Source organism: Hydrogenophaga sp. UC242_50 (assembly GCF_042697355.1).
GTDB lineage: Bacteria > Pseudomonadota > Gammaproteobacteria > Burkholderiales > Burkholderiaceae_C > Hydrogenophaga.
On the sequence record NZ_CP170553.1, the window covers coordinates 3,973,607 to 3,987,234 of the forward strand.

The 13,628-nt window shown below is 67.2% G+C and carries 21 protein-coding genes; 16 read left to right on the forward strand and 5 right to left on the reverse strand.

What is annotated here, in order from left to right; translation table 11 throughout:
• The first annotated feature begins 2 nt into the window (after positions 1-2).
• The 7 genes from ACFJGX_RS20205 to ACFJGX_RS20235 all read left to right on the forward strand — a co-directional run bounded on the left by ACFJGX_RS20205 (position 3) and on the right by ACFJGX_RS20235 (position 5,973).
• Positions 3-569, forward strand: a complete 567-nt coding sequence (locus ACFJGX_RS20205; RefSeq protein WP_382326890.1) for an RBBP9/YdeN family alpha/beta hydrolase — start codon at positions 3-5, stop codon at positions 567-569.
• A 236-nt stretch (positions 570-805) separates the two neighbouring features.
• Entirely contained in the window at positions 806-1,318 is a 513-nt protein-coding gene (locus tag ACFJGX_RS20210; RefSeq protein WP_382326892.1) for a response regulator, read from the forward strand.
• Entirely contained in the window at positions 1,309-1,839 is a 531-nt protein-coding gene (locus tag ACFJGX_RS20215) for a hypothetical protein (RefSeq protein WP_382326894.1), read from the forward strand. Before ACFJGX_RS20210 ends, ACFJGX_RS20215 begins: the two co-directional genes overlap by 10 nt.
• A gap of 125 nt (positions 1,840-1,964) precedes the next feature.
• Positions 1,965-2,963, forward strand: a complete 999-nt coding sequence (locus tag ACFJGX_RS20220) for a sulfate ABC transporter substrate-binding protein (RefSeq protein ID WP_382324166.1) — start codon at positions 1,965-1,967, stop codon at positions 2,961-2,963.
• Between the two features lie 129 nt (positions 2,964-3,092).
• The gene (gene cysT, locus ACFJGX_RS20225) at positions 3,093-3,974 is read left to right on the forward strand and encodes a sulfate ABC transporter permease subunit CysT (protein ID WP_382158758.1); all 882 of its coding nucleotides are present in this window, start codon (positions 3,093-3,095) and stop codon (positions 3,972-3,974) included.
• Positions 3,971-4,888 (forward strand): sulfate ABC transporter permease subunit CysW, encoded by a 918-nt coding sequence (gene cysW / locus ACFJGX_RS20230; protein WP_382158760.1) that lies wholly within the window; start codon positions 3,971-3,973, stop codon positions 4,886-4,888. Before cysT ends, cysW begins: the two co-directional genes overlap by 4 nt.
• Positions 4,885-5,973, forward strand: a complete 1,089-nt coding sequence (locus ACFJGX_RS20235) for a sulfate/molybdate ABC transporter ATP-binding protein (RefSeq protein WP_382158762.1) — start codon at positions 4,885-4,887, stop codon at positions 5,971-5,973. Before cysW ends, ACFJGX_RS20235 begins: the two co-directional genes overlap by 4 nt.
• A gap of 60 nt (positions 5,974-6,033) precedes the next feature.
• Here ACFJGX_RS20235 and ACFJGX_RS20240 read toward each other — a convergent pair whose 3' ends face one another.
• The gene (locus ACFJGX_RS20240) at positions 6,034-6,246 is read right to left on the reverse strand and encodes a hypothetical protein (protein ID WP_382158764.1); all 213 of its coding nucleotides are present in this window, start codon (positions 6,244-6,246) and stop codon (positions 6,034-6,036) included.
• A gap of 163 nt (positions 6,247-6,409) precedes the next feature.
• Between ACFJGX_RS20240 and ACFJGX_RS20245 the strand changes: the two genes are divergently transcribed.
• Positions 6,410-6,658 (forward strand): hypothetical protein, encoded by a 249-nt coding sequence (locus tag ACFJGX_RS20245; protein ID WP_382324164.1) that lies wholly within the window; start codon positions 6,410-6,412, stop codon positions 6,656-6,658.
• 71 nt (positions 6,659-6,729) lie between these two features.
• Positions 6,730-7,503, forward strand: coding sequence for a hypothetical protein (locus tag ACFJGX_RS20250; RefSeq protein ID WP_382324162.1), 774 nt, complete (start codon positions 6,730-6,732; stop codon positions 7,501-7,503).
• On the opposite strand, the gene ACFJGX_RS20255 is transcribed toward ACFJGX_RS20250, so the two are convergent.
• The 3 genes from ACFJGX_RS20255 to cadR all read right to left on the reverse strand — a co-directional run bounded on the left by ACFJGX_RS20255 (position 7,478) and on the right by cadR (position 9,176).
• Positions 7,478-8,197, reverse strand: coding sequence for a Crp/Fnr family transcriptional regulator (locus ACFJGX_RS20255; RefSeq protein ID WP_382326896.1), 720 nt, complete (start codon positions 8,195-8,197; stop codon positions 7,478-7,480). The two genes, ACFJGX_RS20250 and ACFJGX_RS20255, sit on opposite strands and share 26 nt — an antisense overlap.
• A 179-nt stretch (positions 8,198-8,376) precedes the next feature.
• Complete coding sequence (locus tag ACFJGX_RS20260; RefSeq protein ID WP_382158770.1) at positions 8,377-8,709, reverse strand: YnfA family protein; 333 nt, start codon at positions 8,707-8,709, stop codon at positions 8,377-8,379.
• A 35-nt stretch (positions 8,710-8,744) separates the two neighbouring features.
• The gene (gene cadR, locus ACFJGX_RS20265) at positions 8,745-9,176 is read right to left on the reverse strand and encodes a Cd(II)/Pb(II)-responsive transcriptional regulator (RefSeq protein ID WP_382324160.1); all 432 of its coding nucleotides are present in this window, start codon (positions 9,174-9,176) and stop codon (positions 8,745-8,747) included.
• 67 nt (positions 9,177-9,243) lie between these two features.
• Here cadR and ACFJGX_RS20270 point away from each other — a divergent pair, with 67 nt between their 5' ends.
• The 6 genes from ACFJGX_RS20270 (at position 9,244) to ACFJGX_RS20295 (ending at position 12,326) form a co-directional block, all read left to right on the forward strand.
• A complete protein-coding gene (locus ACFJGX_RS20270) occupies positions 9,244-9,900 on the forward strand; it encodes a cation transporter (protein ID WP_382324158.1) in 657 nt (218 codons plus the stop codon).
• The gene (locus ACFJGX_RS20275) at positions 9,890-10,267 is read left to right on the forward strand and encodes a DUF3703 domain-containing protein (protein WP_382324156.1); all 378 of its coding nucleotides are present in this window, start codon (positions 9,890-9,892) and stop codon (positions 10,265-10,267) included. The genes ACFJGX_RS20270 and ACFJGX_RS20275 overlap by 11 nt, the downstream gene beginning before the upstream one ends.
• Positions 10,267-10,602: a hypothetical protein gene (locus ACFJGX_RS20280; RefSeq protein WP_382324155.1), complete on the forward strand. Its 336-nt coding sequence runs from the start codon at positions 10,267-10,269 to the stop codon at positions 10,600-10,602. The genes ACFJGX_RS20275 and ACFJGX_RS20280 overlap by 1 nt, the downstream gene beginning before the upstream one ends.
• A 142-nt stretch (positions 10,603-10,744) precedes the next feature.
• Entirely contained in the window at positions 10,745-11,260 is a 516-nt protein-coding gene (lspA, locus tag ACFJGX_RS20285; protein ID WP_382324154.1) for a signal peptidase II, read from the forward strand.
• Entirely contained in the window at positions 11,257-11,673 is a 417-nt protein-coding gene (locus ACFJGX_RS20290; RefSeq protein WP_382324153.1) for a disulfide bond formation protein B, read from the forward strand. The genes lspA and ACFJGX_RS20290 overlap by 4 nt, the downstream gene beginning before the upstream one ends.
• Complete coding sequence (locus ACFJGX_RS20295) at positions 11,670-12,326, forward strand: DsbA family protein (protein WP_382158783.1); 657 nt, start codon at positions 11,670-11,672, stop codon at positions 12,324-12,326. The genes ACFJGX_RS20290 and ACFJGX_RS20295 overlap by 4 nt, the downstream gene beginning before the upstream one ends.
• A gap of 18 nt (positions 12,327-12,344) precedes the next feature.
• Here ACFJGX_RS20295 and ACFJGX_RS20300 read toward each other — a convergent pair whose 3' ends face one another.
• The gene (locus tag ACFJGX_RS20300; protein ID WP_382324152.1) at positions 12,345-12,656 is read right to left on the reverse strand and encodes a high-potential iron-sulfur protein; all 312 of its coding nucleotides are present in this window, start codon (positions 12,654-12,656) and stop codon (positions 12,345-12,347) included.
• A gap of 96 nt (positions 12,657-12,752) precedes the next feature.
• On the opposite strand from ACFJGX_RS20300, the gene hpnD reads away from it, so the two are divergent.
• Positions 12,753-13,619, forward strand: a complete 867-nt coding sequence (gene hpnD, locus ACFJGX_RS20305) for a presqualene diphosphate synthase HpnD (protein WP_382324151.1) — start codon at positions 12,753-12,755, stop codon at positions 13,617-13,619.
• Positions 13,620-13,628 lie beyond the last annotated feature (9 nt).

The window sequence follows — 13,628 nt, forward strand, 5'->3', positions numbered from 1 at the left end:
GCATGTCGTCCTCACCCACCGTCATCATCATTCCCGGCTGGCGCAACTCCGGCCCGGGCCACTGGCAGACGCTGTGGTCCGACAGCCTGCCCTCGGTGCTGCGGGTGGAGCAGGACGACTGGGTGGCGCCGGTGCGCCAGTCGTGGGTGGCGCGGCTGAGCGAAACCATCGAACGCGCGCCCGGCCCGGTGGTCGTGGTCGCGCACAGCCTGGGCTGCATCACCACCACCCACCTGCCGCCCGAGATCACGCAGCGCATCCAGGGCGCGCTGCTCGTGGCCCCGGCCGACCCGGAGCGCCGAGGCGTGCTCGCCGACTTCGCGCCCGTGCCCTACCAGCGCCTGCCGTACCGCAGCATCCTCGGGCGCAGCAACAACGACCCGTATTGCCCGGTGCGCACGGCCGGCGCGTATGCCCGGGCCTGGGGCAGCGAATTCGTGCGGCTCAACGACGCGGGACACATCAACGTGGATTCGGGCCATGGGGCATGGCCGCTGGGGTTGGCGTTGCTGCAGTCGCTGGGGGCGGAGGTGCCGGTGGGGGTGCGGCAGGTGGAAGTGGTCAACTGACACTTCAAGTCAGTCGCAAACCTGACCAAAGCCAAGTGCCAAAAGATGCCGTTGGCTGGCTCAGGATGTAGTCATCGATCGTCGGTCTCAAGGCTGGTGATGGCTTGGTTCCGATACAGGCCTTGAGTGCTGGGTGCAGCCTGTTCTGGCACGTCGTGTTCAAGACGGGCGCTGGACGGAGCTTCGCCACTGCTGACCCTGAGGGTGCGCCCCTGGCCGCCGAACGACACGACGCGATGCTGCTGGACCTGTGCATGCCCGAGCTGGACGGCTACGCCACGGCCGAAAGGGTGCGCCGTGGTGCCATCCCCGGGTTGGAGAACCTGACCATCGTGGCCCATTCATCGGAGTCTCCACATGCGGCCAGGGTCAGGCTGGACCGGATCGGGGTGAAGGAATTCCTTTCGAAGGGTTGTTCGCCACTGGAGTTGATCGAGGTGCTGTGTCGCGCCCACGCCTCGTCGAAAAGCCAGGCGAAAACCATGGAGGCTTGCGCGAAGCACTCAGGCAAGACCATCCTGCTGGTCGACGACGAGGACTTCAGCCGCAAGTACGTGCGCACGGTGTTGATGACGCAGGGGTTTCAGGTGCTCGAGGCCCCCAACGGACAGATCGCCCTGAGCTTTTTGAACGATGCCTCGATGCATGTCGACGCGGTGATCACGGACATTCACATGCCCGACCTGAGCGGGATCGAGATCGCGCACACCCTGCGTGCACGCCCCCGCCCTCGGGCACCATGCCCGTGATCGCGCTGAGCGCCCGTTCCGATGAGGCCATGATGTCGGAGGCACGCGAGGCGGGCATCAACGACTTTCTCATCAAGCCGGTGCAGTCGATAAAACTCCTTGAGTCGCTGAGCCGGCAACTGGGTATCGCCATCAAGGATGTGAGGGTGGATGCCTTGCCGACCCCACAGGCGTCAGCGGCGGTGCACGCGCTCATCGATGTCGCCAGGCTGGACAGCTTGCGCCGGTTGGGCCTGATCAAGGCGGATCTCGCCCATGCGCTGGAGGACATGCGCACCAAGTTTGGCCAGTTGGCCGGCTATGTCGCGGCCAACGACATGGGGCGGGCGAAGACGCTGATGCATGCTTTGATGGGTCTGGCCGGGCATTTGGGGGCCAGGGCGTTTCACGATGAATTGCGGGCGAGGTACGCCCTGATGGTGGAGACGGGGCAGTGGCGAGCAGATGGAGACTGGCTGCTCAAGCTGCGCCAGCTGTTCACCGACACAGACCGTCTGCTGCGAGCCCGCACGGGTGTCTAAACGCGAGAAAGGCCCGAGCCTTCTTTATTCCCATCTGGAATAAAGAAACAAGAACAAAGTCGTTTGGATTCTCAGGGTGGGCACCCAGAATCTGACACATCCTGTTTCTTGCTTGGAGCTTTCCCATGAAAAACACCTTGCGCGCGGCGCTTGCCGCCGTCGCCCTGTCCACTTCTGCCCTGGCGGGCGCACAGACCACGCTGCTGAACGTCTCTTACGACGTGGCCCGTGAGTTCTACAAGGACATCAACGTGGCGTTCGCCGCGAGCTACAAGAAATCGACCGGCAAGGACATCAAGGTGGACCAGTCGCACGCCGGCTCGAGCGCTCAAGCGCGTGCCGTGGCGGATGGCCTGGAAGCCGATGTGGTGACCTTCAACACGACGACGGACGTGGACTTCCTGGCGGAAAAGGGTGTGGTGGCCAAGGACTGGCGCCAGAAATTCCCGAATGGCGCCGCCCCCACGACCTCGACCATGCTGTTCCTGGTGCGCAACGGCAACCCCAAGGGCATCAAGGACTGGGACGATCTGATCAAGCCTGGCGTGCAGGTGGTGGTGGTCAACCCCAAGACCGGTGGCAATGGCCGCCTGGCTTACCTGGCCGCCTGGGGCTATGTGCGCAGCAAGGGCGGCAGCGATGCCGACGCCGCCGAGTTCGTGGGCAAGCTTTACAAGAACGTGCCGGTGCTGGCGCGTGGTGGCCGTGACGCCACGGGCGTGTTCCTGCAACGCAATATTGGTGACGTGCTGATCACCTTCGAATCCGAGGTCGTGTCGGTGGACGCCGAGTTCGGCGCCGGCAAGGTCGATGCGATCCACCCCAGCGCGTCCATCGTGGCGGAGAACCCGGTGGCGATTGTGGAGCGCACGGTGAACAAGAAGGGCTCGGCCGCCGAGGCCAAGGCCTACCTCGATTTCCTCTACAGCCCGGAAGGCCAGGAGATCGCGGCCAAGCACAACATCCGCCCGCGCAACGAAGCGGTGCTGAAGAAGTACGCCTCGGCTTTCAAGCCGATCAAGCTGTTCAACGTGAGCGACTATTTCGGTTCGCTGGCTGAGGCGCAGAAGGTGCACTTCAACGACGGCGGTCAGTTCGACAAGCTGTACACGGTCGGCAAGTAACAAGGAAACACCCCCGCCACGCTGCGCGCGTCCCCCTCGAGGGGGCGGTGCCTGCGGCCCGGCAAAGCCGGTTCCGCGGCACCTCTTGAACAAGCCACTTCTCGCGTTGCAGCGACCTGGACCCACGACATGACCACCGCCACGCTGCCAACCGCAGCCGCTCCAACTGAAACCCGTCGCCGCACGCGCCGCCGCGTGCTGCCGGGCTTCAACATCACGCTGGGTTTCACGGTTTTCTACCTGAGCCTGATCGTGCTGATCCCGTTGTCGGCCCTGTTCTTCAAGACGTTTTCGCTGACCTGGCCGCAGTTCTGGGAAGCCGTTACCGCGCCCCGCGTGCTGGCGTCGTACAAGCTGACCTTCGGCGCTTCGCTGATCGCCGCCACGGTGAATGCCGTGTTCGGCCTGTTGGTGGCCTGGGTGCTGGTGCGCTACAGCTTCCCCGGCAAGAAGATCGTGGACGCCTTGGTGGACTTGCCGTTTGCGCTGCCCACCGCCGTGGCGGGCATCTCGCTCACCGCGATCCTGGCGGGCAACGGCTGGATCGGCCAGTACACGGAGCCGCTGGGTCTCCAACTGGCCTTCAACCCGAATGGCGTGGTGATCGCGCTGATCTTCATCGGCCTGCCCTTCGTGGTGCGCACGGTGCAGCCGGTGCTCGAAGACTCCGAAAAGGAACTCGAAGAGGCCGCCACCTGCCTGGGCGCCACGCGCTGGCAGACCTTCAGCCGCGTGATCTTCCCGAGCATCGCGCCTGCCCTGCTCACCGGTTTCGCGATGGCGTTCGCCCGCGCGGTGGGTGAGTACGGTTCGGTGATCTTCATCGCGGGCAACATGCCCATGGTGTCGGAGATCACGCCGCTGATCATCATCAGCAAGCTGGAGCAGTACGACTACGCGGGTGCCACCGCCGTGGCGCTGGTGATGCTGCTGTTCTCGTTCGTGCTGCTGTTGCTCATCAACGGCCTGCAGACTTGGCAACGCAAGCGCTCCGGGGGGAACCTGCAATGAGCACCGCCACCTCCCCGCGCACCGCGCGCAAGGGCACGACCGAAGCGGCCTGGGTGCGCCGCACGCTGATCGGCATCGCGCTGCTGTTCATGGCGCTGTTCCTGGTGTTGCCGCTGGCCGCGGTGTTCACCGAGGCGCTGCGCAAGGGCTTCGACGCGTATTGGGAAGCGCTGAAGGACCCGGACGCGTGGTCGGCCATCCGCCTCACGCTGCTCACGGCCGCGATCGCCGTGCCGCTGAACCTGGTGTTCGGCGTGGCGGCGGCCTGGGCCGTGGCGAAGTACGAGTTCCGGGGCAAGTCCTTCCTCACGACGCTGATCGACCTGCCGTTCTCGGTGTCGCCGGTGGTGGCGGGCCTGATCTACGTGCTGGTGTTCGGCGCGCAGGGCTGGCTGGGCCCCTGGCTGGCCGAGCACGACATCAAGATCGTGTTCGCCGTGCCCGGCATCATCCTGGCCACGATTTTCGTCACCTTCCCCTTCATCGCGCGCGAACTCATTCCGCTGATGCAGGCGCAGGGCAATGACGAGGAGCAGGCCGCGATCGTGCTCGGCGCCTCGGGCTGGCAGACCTTCTGGCACGTGACCCTGCCCAACATCAAGTGGGGCCTGATCTACGGCGTGATTCTCTGCAACGCGCGCGCCATGGGCGAGTTCGGCGCGGTGTCGGTGGTGTCGGGCCACATCCGGGGGCAGACCAACACCATGCCGCTGCACGTGGAGATTCTCTACAACGAGTACCAGTCCGTCGCCGCCTTCGCCGTGGCGTCGCTGCTGGCTTTGCTGGCCTTGGTCACGCTGGTGATCAAGTCGGTCGCCGAATGGCAGATGGAGCGCGAATTGAAGGCGCTGGCCGAGCTGCCCCCCGAACGGCCCACGCCCGCCCACCCAACCCTGCTGGGACAGACACCATGAGCATTGAGATCCGCGACATCAACAAGAACTTCGGCACCTTCCAGGCGCTGAAGAACGTCAACCTGGACATCCACTCGGGCGAGCTGCTGGCCCTGCTCGGCCCTTCGGGCTGCGGCAAGACCACGCTGCTGCGCATCATCGCGGGGCTGGAGACGCCGGACACGGGCAGCATCCTGTTCAGCGGCGAGGACACCACCGACGTGCACGTGCGCGAGCGCAACGTGGGCTTCGTGTTCCAGCACTACGCGCTGTTCCGCCACATGACGGTGTTCGAGAACGTGGCCTTCGGCCTGCGCGTGAAGCCGCGCGGCCAGCGCCCGAGCGACGCGCAGATCAAGACCAAGGTGCTCGATCTGCTCAAGCTGGTGCAGCTGGATTGGCTGGCGGACCGCTACCCTTCGCAGCTCTCGGGCGGCCAGCGCCAGCGCATCGCCCTGGCGCGCGCGCTCGCGGTGGAGCCCAAGGTGCTGCTGCTCGACGAGCCTTTCGGCGCGCTCGATGCCAAGGTTCGCAAGGAACTGCGCCGCTGGCTGCGCCGCCTGCACGACGAGCTGCACGTGACCAGCGTGTTCGTCACCCACGACCAGGAAGAAGCCCTGGAAGTGGCGGACCGCGTGGTGCTGATGAACCAGGGCCAGGTGGAACAGATCGGCGCGCCGCAGGAGGTGTGGGAACACCCGGCGAGCCCGTTCGTGTACGGTTTCCTGGGCGACGTGAACCTGTTCCATGGCCGCGCCAACGAAGGCCAGTTGCACCTGCAAGGCGTGTCCATCGATTCGCCCGAACACGCCGGTGCCCAAGACGCCAAGGCCTTTGCCTATGTGCGCCCGCACGACCTGGACGTGCAGCGTTACGCGGCCGGTCTGCCTGGCATCGTGGCCAAGCTGGAGCGTGCGGTGGTGGTGGGCCCGATCGCCCGGCTCGAACTGCTGCCGGTGGACGCACAGGCCCCGGGTGGGTACGACCCGCTGATCGAGGCGCGCATGTCGTCGGAGCGTTTCCGCGAACTGGGTTTCAAGGAAGGCGACACGCTGGTGGTCTCGCCGAAGAAGGCCCGGGTGTTCCTGCAGCCGCAGGCAGCCTGAAGCACAAGATTTACGCCGCTTACATCGGGTATCACAGCCCGGTGCAGGCGGCGTTTTTCATCATGCGGCGAGCTTGATCTTGCCCTCCGTCACGTAGCGCTTGAAGTCGGTCAGCGGCATGGCCGCCGAGCCGCGCACTTCCTCGTCCACCCAGCTGAGAGTGGCGTCGTTCAAACCCGTTTCCACCTTCACGGGACCGGGGCGAATGACGATGTTGGGGCCATCGCCTTCGCGGTACTCGACCTTGCCAACAATGTGTGCGGTTTGTGCCATGGCGTGCTCCTCGATATGGAGTCTTCAGGATCGCGGGCATGCGCCCAGGGGTCTGTGCGTTGACGTACAGAACTTCGCCCACGTGAGGCTTAGTCTGGACTCAGCCGCTTTTTCCGGCTGTTGTCTCCCCCCTGCCCCGTGCAGCTTTCCAAAGGACCCCATCATGAAGACTTCCAAACTCCTCACCACCTCCGTGGCCGCGCTGACCGTCGTTGGCGCTGGCCTCGTGTACGCGCAGACCACCACCCCGAGCACGCCAGCGCCCATGACGCAGGACTCGACCACCCAGGCACAGCCTGCCACGCCCACCGCGCCCGCACCGTCGACCACGATGCCTGCGACGCCCAGCCAGGACACCACGCAACGCAGCACCGTGCCGATGACCACGGATGCCCAGGCTGATCGCAACTGACCCTTGATGAAACAGGCCCCCATGAGCCCGATGAGGCTCCGGGTGCCGCCCATTTCCAGAACACGACCGTCATGCGCATCCCCTCTTCCCTCGCGCAGGACATCCGCAACGGCGTGCTGATCGGCGCGGCGGTGCTCACCTTGCTCATGCCGCCGGCCAAGCTGGTGCAGGGCCCCGACGGCCCACAGGCTGGTGCCGCCATCGCGGTGCCGCTCGCGCCCCTGTCTGCGCCGGAGCCGGACTTCGGCGGCGTCGAGGCCACCGCCAACGCGCACGAACTCGTGCAGTGGATCGCCCGCACGGGCGACAACGCGGGCATGCCTTTCGTGCTGGTGGACAAGCCAGCCGCCCGGTTGCATGTTTTCAATGCCAACGCGAGCCTGCGAGACAGCACCCCGGTGCTGCTCGGATTTGCGCCTGGCGACGACACCGTGCCAGGCATCGGCAACAGGCCGGTGGAACAAGTGAAACCGCATGAGCGCACGACACCAGCCGGCCGCTTTGTCGGGCATCTGGGCCACAACCTCACGGGCGAAGACGTGGTGTGGGTCGACTACGACGCCGCCGTGTCGATGCACCGCGTGCGGCCCACGCTGCAGCCCAAGGAACGGCGCGCCGAGCGGCTCGCGTCAGCGACCATCGACGACAACCGGATTTCCTATGGGTGCATTAATGTGCCGGCCGCGTTCTACGAAGCGCAGCTGAAGCCGGTGTTCTCGACCATGTCGGCCGTGGTGTACGTGTTGCCCGAGCACAAGAGCCTGAGCGAAGTGTTCGGCCTGACCACGGCGCCCGCACCGTTGCCGCAGGAGGCGCGGGTCAGGCGCTCTGCAGGGTCCGTTTGACGATCCGCGTGGGAAGCGAAGGTGTGCCGTGGCCGCAGGAGAGCTTGTCGTACGCGCGGCGCACCACACCGTAGCATTCGCAGCTGCGCGCTTCGAGCCCGTCGCGGTCCAGGATGGAGATATGACCCCGGTGGTACTCGATCAAACCGGCTTTCTGCAGCTTCAGCGCGCCGCTGGTGACGCCTTCGCGCCGCACGCCGAGCAGGCTGGCGATGCGCTCCTGCGTGGCCTGCATGTCGCTGTTGTCCTGCCGGTCCAGGTGCTGGAGCAGCCAGCGGCAGAGTTGCTGGTCGAGCGCGTGGTGGCGGTTGCAGGCCGACGACTGCGCCATGTGCGTGAACAGCGCCTGGGTGTAGGCCAGCAGGTGCTGCAGCAGTTCGGGCGAGCGGCGAGTGTGGTGCAGCAGCGCCTGCACACCCATGCGGCCAGCGTGGCCGGGGCGTTGCACGACGGCGTCGCACAGGGCGCTGGTGTCGCCCATGAAGGCGCACACACCCACCATGCCCTCGTTGCCGACCACCGCCACTTCGGACGATGCGCCGTCTTCCAGCGAGGACACCAGCGACACGGTGGCGCTGACGGGAAAGTACACGTGCCGCACTTCGGCGCCGGCCTGGTGCAGCAAGGCGCCGGCCCGCAGCTCTTCCCATTCGAGGTCGGGCTCCAGAAGCTCCCATTCGGCGCTCGACAGCATCGGCCAGCAAGTGGTTGCTGGGCAGCGGAGACGGATTGGTGGTCATGGCAGTTCCCTTTCAACAGGTCGTTCGATTCGCGGGCCCACCCGGGGGGTGAGCCGAGCCCAAATTAGGCCGGGGATCGCACGAACACCGTGTCAGACGAAGTGCCCTTTTCGCCGTAGGAGAACGAGAGGGATCAGGCGCCCTGAGGCTGCAGTGCGATCACCGCCATCCCGGTCAGGGCAATTACCGCTCCCGCCACGTCCCAGCGGGTGAGGGAGACGCCGTCCACCAGCCGCAGCCAGACCAGGGCCACGGCGATGTACATGCCGCCATAGGCCGCGTAGGTGCGGCCGGCGGCGGCGGGATGCAGGGTGAGCAGCCAGGCGAACAGGCCCAGCGCCAGCGCCGCCGGCAGCAGAAGCCAGGCGACTTTTTCCTGTTTGAACACCAGCCAGGTGAGGTAACAACCCACGATCTCGGCGAGCGCGGTGACGGCGAAGAGGAAGGTGATGCGCAGGGCGTCCATGGGAGTGAACCGGTAAAAAACGGCGTCAAAAGGCATCAATGGCCGGGATGGCAGGCGCAGGCTTCCCCGTGCGCGGCCGAGACCAGCTCGGTCAGGATGCCGCAGGGCGCCCCGCCCTCGTGCTCGCCGTCGCATCGCGAACGAAGTTGCAGCAATTGTTTCTCCAGCGCCCGCATGCTCTTGAGGCGGGCGCGCACGCGGCTGAGCTGTTCGTCCACCAGTTGGTCCACATTGAGGCAATGGCCTTCGGGGTCGTCCACGAAGCCGAGCAGGCGTTTCACGTCGGCCAGGGGCATGTCCAGCGCGCGGCAATGGCGGATGAACGACAGCCGCTCAAGGTGTGGCTGGTCGTAGTTGCGGTAGCCGTTGTCCAGCCGCGCGGGCTCGGGCAGCAGGCCTTCCTTCTCGTAGAAGCGGATGGTTTCCACGTCCACGCCCGTGGCACGGGCCAGTTCCTTGATCTGCATGGTTTTTCTCCTTGTTGACACTGTAGCCGCTTTAGGGTTTTCAATACAGGCATCGAAAGGAAAAACCATGTCAGCCCATTGCCATACCCACGACACCCCCAAACCCACCGAGGTCGCCAACCTGGGCCGCTACCGCCGCATTCTCTGGATCGCACTGCTGGTCAACGCGGCCATGTTCCTGGTCGAGATCGTCGCCGGCTGGCGCGCCGGCTCGCTCGCGCTGCTGGCCGACGCGATCGACTTCGCGGGCGACGCGCTGAACTACGCCATCTCGCTCGCGGTGCTCGCCTCCGCGCTGGCCTGGCGGGCCCGCGCGGCCGTGCTCAAGGCGGTGAGCATGATCGGCTTCGGCCTGTACATCCTGGGCAGCGCGGCGTGGGCGGCCTGGAACGGCCAGGTGCCCGATGCCACCACCATGGGCGTGATCGGGGTGCTGGCGCTGGTGTCCAACGTGGCCGTGGCCTGGATGCTCTACGCCTTCCGCGAGGGCGACGCCAACATGCGCAGCGTGTGGCTGTGCTCGCGCAACGATGCCATCGGCAACGTGGCCGTGATGCTGGCCGCGCTCGGCGTGTTCGGCACCGGCAGCGCCTGGCCCGACCTGATGGTGGCCAGCCTGATGGCCGCGCTGGCCCTGCACGGCGGCTGGCAGGTGCTGCGCCAGGCGCGCGGCGAGCTCGCCGGTGAAAGCGAAGCCCACGGGCACCACGACCATGCGCACTGAGCCCACCGCCGTGCCGGGCTTCGACCCGGTGATCTACGCCCGCCTGCTGTCGCGCTTGCACGCACTGCCCGCCACCGCGACCCGCGAGCGCTGGCTGCTGCTGGAGGCGGCCCATGTGGTCGGCCAGACCCGTTTCCGGCCCCACCTGGAGACCCATTGGCTGATGCTCGGCCAGGCCTGGCGCACCCGGGATGCGAGTGAGGGGGCCGGGCAGGTGCTGCGGCTGCTGCTCGTGCCCCTGGGCCACCTCACAGGGCGCCTGCCGATCGGCAACCCGGGCCGGTCGCAGGTCAGCGCCTTCCGGCCCATGGCCGTGCACGCGGACATCGCCGATGCCATCGCCCAGGCCACTCCTACAATCCCCTGATGCGTTCGTGGCTCGCCGTCCTCCTGTTGGTGCTCTTGCCGTTGCAGTTCTCCTGGGCTGCGATGGGCACGCCCGCCCCGCATGAACGCGAGCCCGTGGCGGGGGCGCACTGCCCCCATCCCCATTGCGCCACCCGCACGCCGGGGCTGGATGCCAGCACGGCGCACCACGCCGATTGCGGCACCTGCCACAACGGCTGTCCCATGGCCCTGTTCCACGAACCGCGCCGCCCCTTCGCGAGCGCACCGGCCTTCCCGCTGACGGGGGCCGCCATGGTGCCGGCGTCGAGGCCGGCCGACCTGCCCGACCGGCCTCAGTGGAGCGCCCGGGGCTGACCCCGGGCAGCGGCCTCATCCGCCTGTGGCAGCGCCGTTCGCGGCGCCGCGCCCGCGTCTCCCCCTCCTCACGCAGCGGCGAGCGGCCTTCCGGGTCGCCCGCTCTTCTCTCATTCCTGCGCTCTTCGAAGAGGTGCACCCCATGTCACTCCATTGGCTCCGCCGATCCCCCCGTTGGGCCTGGCTGGTTCTCGTCGTCGCGCTGGTGGGCGCGGACCAGGCCACCAAGGCCCACTTCGCCGCCACGATCCCGCTGGGCACGGGCATCGAACTCACCCCCTGGCTGAACCTGGTCCATGTGCTCAACACCGGCGCGGCGTTTTCGCTGCTGGCCGATGCCGACGGCTGGCAGCGCCCGTTCCTCATCGCCGTCGGCCTGATCGTGGTCGTGGCCATCAGCTTCGTGAGCATGACGCGCCACGTCGAGCCGATGGAGCGCTGGCTCGGCGCGGTGATCGTGGCCGGCGGCGCGGGCAACCTCATCGACCGCGTGCAGACCAGCGCGGTGGTGGACTTTCTCGACCTCCACTGGCGCGGCCTGCATTGGCCGGCCTTCAACCTGGCCGACGTGTTCGTCGTGACCGCCGTCGTCGCCTGGGCCCTGCTCTCGCTGCGGCGGCCTGCCGCGCCCGTCGCCACACCGGACGCCCGACCATGAAGAACCCCTGGACGCTTCTGCTCCTGGCCTGGCTGGTGGCGCTCGCCGCGACGGCCGGCGCGCTGTTCATCGGCGAGGTCATGTTGATGGTGCCCTGCCAGCTCTGCTGGTACCAGCGCATCTTCATGTTTCCCCTGGCCCTCATCCTGGGCATGGCCTGCTTCAGCGAAGACCGGCGCGGCGCGGTCTACGCGCTGCCGCTGGCGCTGGGCGGCACCGCCATGGCGGGTTACCACACGCTGCTGGTGGCCGGCCTCATCCCCAAGGCCTGGCTGCCGTGCAGCGCCGGTGTCTCGTGCGCGGACCAGCGGCTCGAGATCCTCAACGGCATCCAGATTCCCTGGCTCTCCCTGGCCGCCTTCGCGGCCATCAGCCTTCTGCTCACCCTGTTCCTTCGAAAGACCTCCCGATGACCTCCAAGAAAATCACCGTGATCGCGCTCGTCGCCGTCGTGCTCGCCGCGTTCGGCCTGGGCGCCTACCTGTACCAGCAGCGTGTGCAGAACTCGCAGATGGACAAGGTCACCCAGCAACAGGCGCGCCTCGTGCGCATGCATTCGCCGGTGTTCGGCCCGCAGGGCGCGCCGGTGACCATCGTCGAGTTCTTCGACCCGGCCTGCGAGACCTGCCGCGCCTTCCACCCCGTGGTCAAGGGCCTGCTGGCGCAGTACCCCAACGAAGTGCGTGTGGTGATCCGCTATGCGCCCTTCCACCAGGGCTCGGACCAGATCGTCCTGCTGCTGGAAGCGGCCAAGCGGCAGAACAAGTACGCGCCCGTGCTCGACGCCGTGCTGGCCGCGCAACCGCAGTGGGCCGACCACGCCCAGCCCAACTTGCGCGTGGCCTTCCAGGCCGCGGAACAGGCCGGGCTGGACATCAACCAGGCCATCGAGGACGCCCAGCGGCCCGAACTCGCGGCCGCGCTGCGGCAGGACATCGAAGACCTCACCGCGCTGGAAGTGACCAAGACGCCCACCTTCTTCGTCAATGGCCGGGGCCTGCCCAGCTTCGGGCGCGAGCAGCTCCTCGCACTGGTGGCCGAGGAAGTGGCGAAGGCCCGCAAGTGAGCCCGGGCGGCGCCCGCGTCAACCCTTGGGCACGTGGGCGCTGCACCAGCCGTTCGCCACCACCATCTTGCCGGTGAAGATGGTGCAACCCCCCACCGCGTCACCGGGCTTGCCGGTGTAGAGCTGGCAGTTGCGGCAGGTCTGCGCCGGGGTGTGCCTGGGGAACTTGCGCGGATCCACCTTCTGGGTGTCGGGCGTGTAGCCCAGGGCCAGGGCGGTGGGGTCCTTGTCGCCCACCATGGCCGGCTGGGCCACCGCCGAGGCGGCCCAGCCGGCCGCGCCGGTGGCGGCCGCTCGCAACAGAAAGACGCGACGGTTCGAATCGTTCATGGGGCACCTCGTGGGGGACGCGCTGGATCGCCGGCCCATCCTACCCGCAGGCGGTGGGCCCGGGTGCGTACACTTGGGCCCCGGATCGCACCACGCATGAGCCCTCAAGACTACGTCCAGCAAAAAGCCGCTGCCTCAGGCAGCAGCTTCTACTACGCCTTCCTGTTCCTGCCGGCCGAGCGCCGCGCGGCCATCACCGCCTTCTACGCCTTCTGCCGCGAGGTGGACGACGTGGTGGACGAGGTCAGCGACCCCGCCGTGGCCCAGACCAAGCTGGCCTGGTGGCGCCGCGAGGTGGCGCAAGCCTATGCCGGCGAGCCCAGCCACCCGGTGATGCAGGCGCTGATGCCGCTGGCCAAGACCTACGAGATCGAGATCCGCCACCTGCTGGCCGTGATCGACGGCTGCCAGATGGACCTGGAGCAGAACCGCTACCTCGACTTCGCCAACCTGCAGCGCTACTGCCACCTGGTGGCCGGCGTGGTGGGGGAAGTGGCGGCGCGCATCTTCGGCCAGACGCAGATCGCCACCACCGAATACGCCCACCGCCTGGGCCTGGCCTTCCAGCTCACCAACATCATCCGCGACGTGGGCGAGGACGCCACTCGCGGGCGCATCTACCTGCCTGTGAACGAGCTGCAGAGCTTCAACGTGCGGGCCCACGAGCTGCTGCAGCGCGGCGCCGCGCCCGGCACCGATGTGACCGACTTCCAGCGCCGCTTCCACGCGCTGATGCAGTTCCAGTGCACGCGCGCCCTGCAGACCTACGACGATGCCCTGGCCCTGTTGCCCGCGGCCGACCGCCGTGCCCAGAAACCGGGCCTGATGATGGCCAGCATCTACCGCACCCTGCTCAAGGAAATCGCGGCCGACCCGCTGCTGGTGCTGACCCAGCGCGTGAGCCTGACGCCTTTGCGCAAGTTCTGGCTGGCCTGGAAAGTCCAGGCCCTGGGCAGGCTATGAGCCCCACGC

What these genes read in the sequence shown, in the direction of transcription:
- ACFJGX_RS20205 (WP_382326890.1), top strand. Translation starts at nt 3, where the DNA reads ATGTCGTCCTCACCCACCGTCATCATCATTCCCGGCTGGCGCAACTCC.
- ACFJGX_RS20210 (WP_382326892.1), top strand. Translation starts at nt 806, where the DNA reads ATGCTGCTGGACCTGTGCATGCCCGAGCTGGACGGCTACGCCACGGCC.
- ACFJGX_RS20215 (WP_382326894.1), top strand. Translation starts at nt 1,309, where the DNA reads ATGCCCGTGATCGCGCTGAGCGCCCGTTCCGATGAGGCCATGATGTCG.
- ACFJGX_RS20220 (WP_382324166.1), top strand. Translation starts at nt 1,965, where the DNA reads ATGAAAAACACCTTGCGCGCGGCGCTTGCCGCCGTCGCCCTGTCCACT.
- cysT (WP_382158758.1), top strand. Translation starts at nt 3,093, where the DNA reads ATGACCACCGCCACGCTGCCAACCGCAGCCGCTCCAACTGAAACCCGT.
- cysW (WP_382158760.1), top strand. Translation starts at nt 3,971, where the DNA reads ATGAGCACCGCCACCTCCCCGCGCACCGCGCGCAAGGGCACGACCGAA.
- ACFJGX_RS20235 (WP_382158762.1), top strand. Translation starts at nt 4,885, where the DNA reads ATGAGCATTGAGATCCGCGACATCAACAAGAACTTCGGCACCTTCCAG.
- ACFJGX_RS20240 (WP_382158764.1), bottom strand. Translation starts at nt 6,246, where the DNA reads ATGGCACAAACCGCACACATTGTTGGCAAGGTCGAGTACCGCGAAGGC.
- ACFJGX_RS20245 (WP_382324164.1), top strand. Translation starts at nt 6,410, where the DNA reads ATGAAGACTTCCAAACTCCTCACCACCTCCGTGGCCGCGCTGACCGTC.
- ACFJGX_RS20250 (WP_382324162.1), top strand. Translation starts at nt 6,730, where the DNA reads ATGCGCATCCCCTCTTCCCTCGCGCAGGACATCCGCAACGGCGTGCTG.
- ACFJGX_RS20255 (WP_382326896.1), bottom strand. Translation starts at nt 8,197, where the DNA reads ATGCTGTCGAGCGCCGAATGGGAGCTTCTGGAGCCCGACCTCGAATGG.
- ACFJGX_RS20260 (WP_382158770.1), bottom strand. Translation starts at nt 8,709, where the DNA reads ATGGACGCCCTGCGCATCACCTTCCTCTTCGCCGTCACCGCGCTCGCC.
- cadR (WP_382324160.1), bottom strand. Translation starts at nt 9,176, where the DNA reads ATGCAGATCAAGGAACTGGCCCGTGCCACGGGCGTGGACGTGGAAACC.
- ACFJGX_RS20270 (WP_382324158.1), top strand. Translation starts at nt 9,244, where the DNA reads ATGTCAGCCCATTGCCATACCCACGACACCCCCAAACCCACCGAGGTC.
- ACFJGX_RS20275 (WP_382324156.1), top strand. Translation starts at nt 9,890, where the DNA reads ATGCGCACTGAGCCCACCGCCGTGCCGGGCTTCGACCCGGTGATCTAC.
- ACFJGX_RS20280 (WP_382324155.1), top strand. Translation starts at nt 10,267, where the DNA reads ATGCGTTCGTGGCTCGCCGTCCTCCTGTTGGTGCTCTTGCCGTTGCAG.
- lspA (WP_382324154.1), top strand. Translation starts at nt 10,745, where the DNA reads ATGTCACTCCATTGGCTCCGCCGATCCCCCCGTTGGGCCTGGCTGGTT.
- ACFJGX_RS20290 (WP_382324153.1), top strand. Translation starts at nt 11,257, where the DNA reads ATGAAGAACCCCTGGACGCTTCTGCTCCTGGCCTGGCTGGTGGCGCTC.
- ACFJGX_RS20295 (WP_382158783.1), top strand. Translation starts at nt 11,670, where the DNA reads ATGACCTCCAAGAAAATCACCGTGATCGCGCTCGTCGCCGTCGTGCTC.
- ACFJGX_RS20300 (WP_382324152.1), bottom strand. Translation starts at nt 12,656, where the DNA reads ATGAACGATTCGAACCGTCGCGTCTTTCTGTTGCGAGCGGCCGCCACC.
- hpnD (WP_382324151.1), top strand. Translation starts at nt 12,753, where the DNA reads ATGAGCCCTCAAGACTACGTCCAGCAAAAAGCCGCTGCCTCAGGCAGC.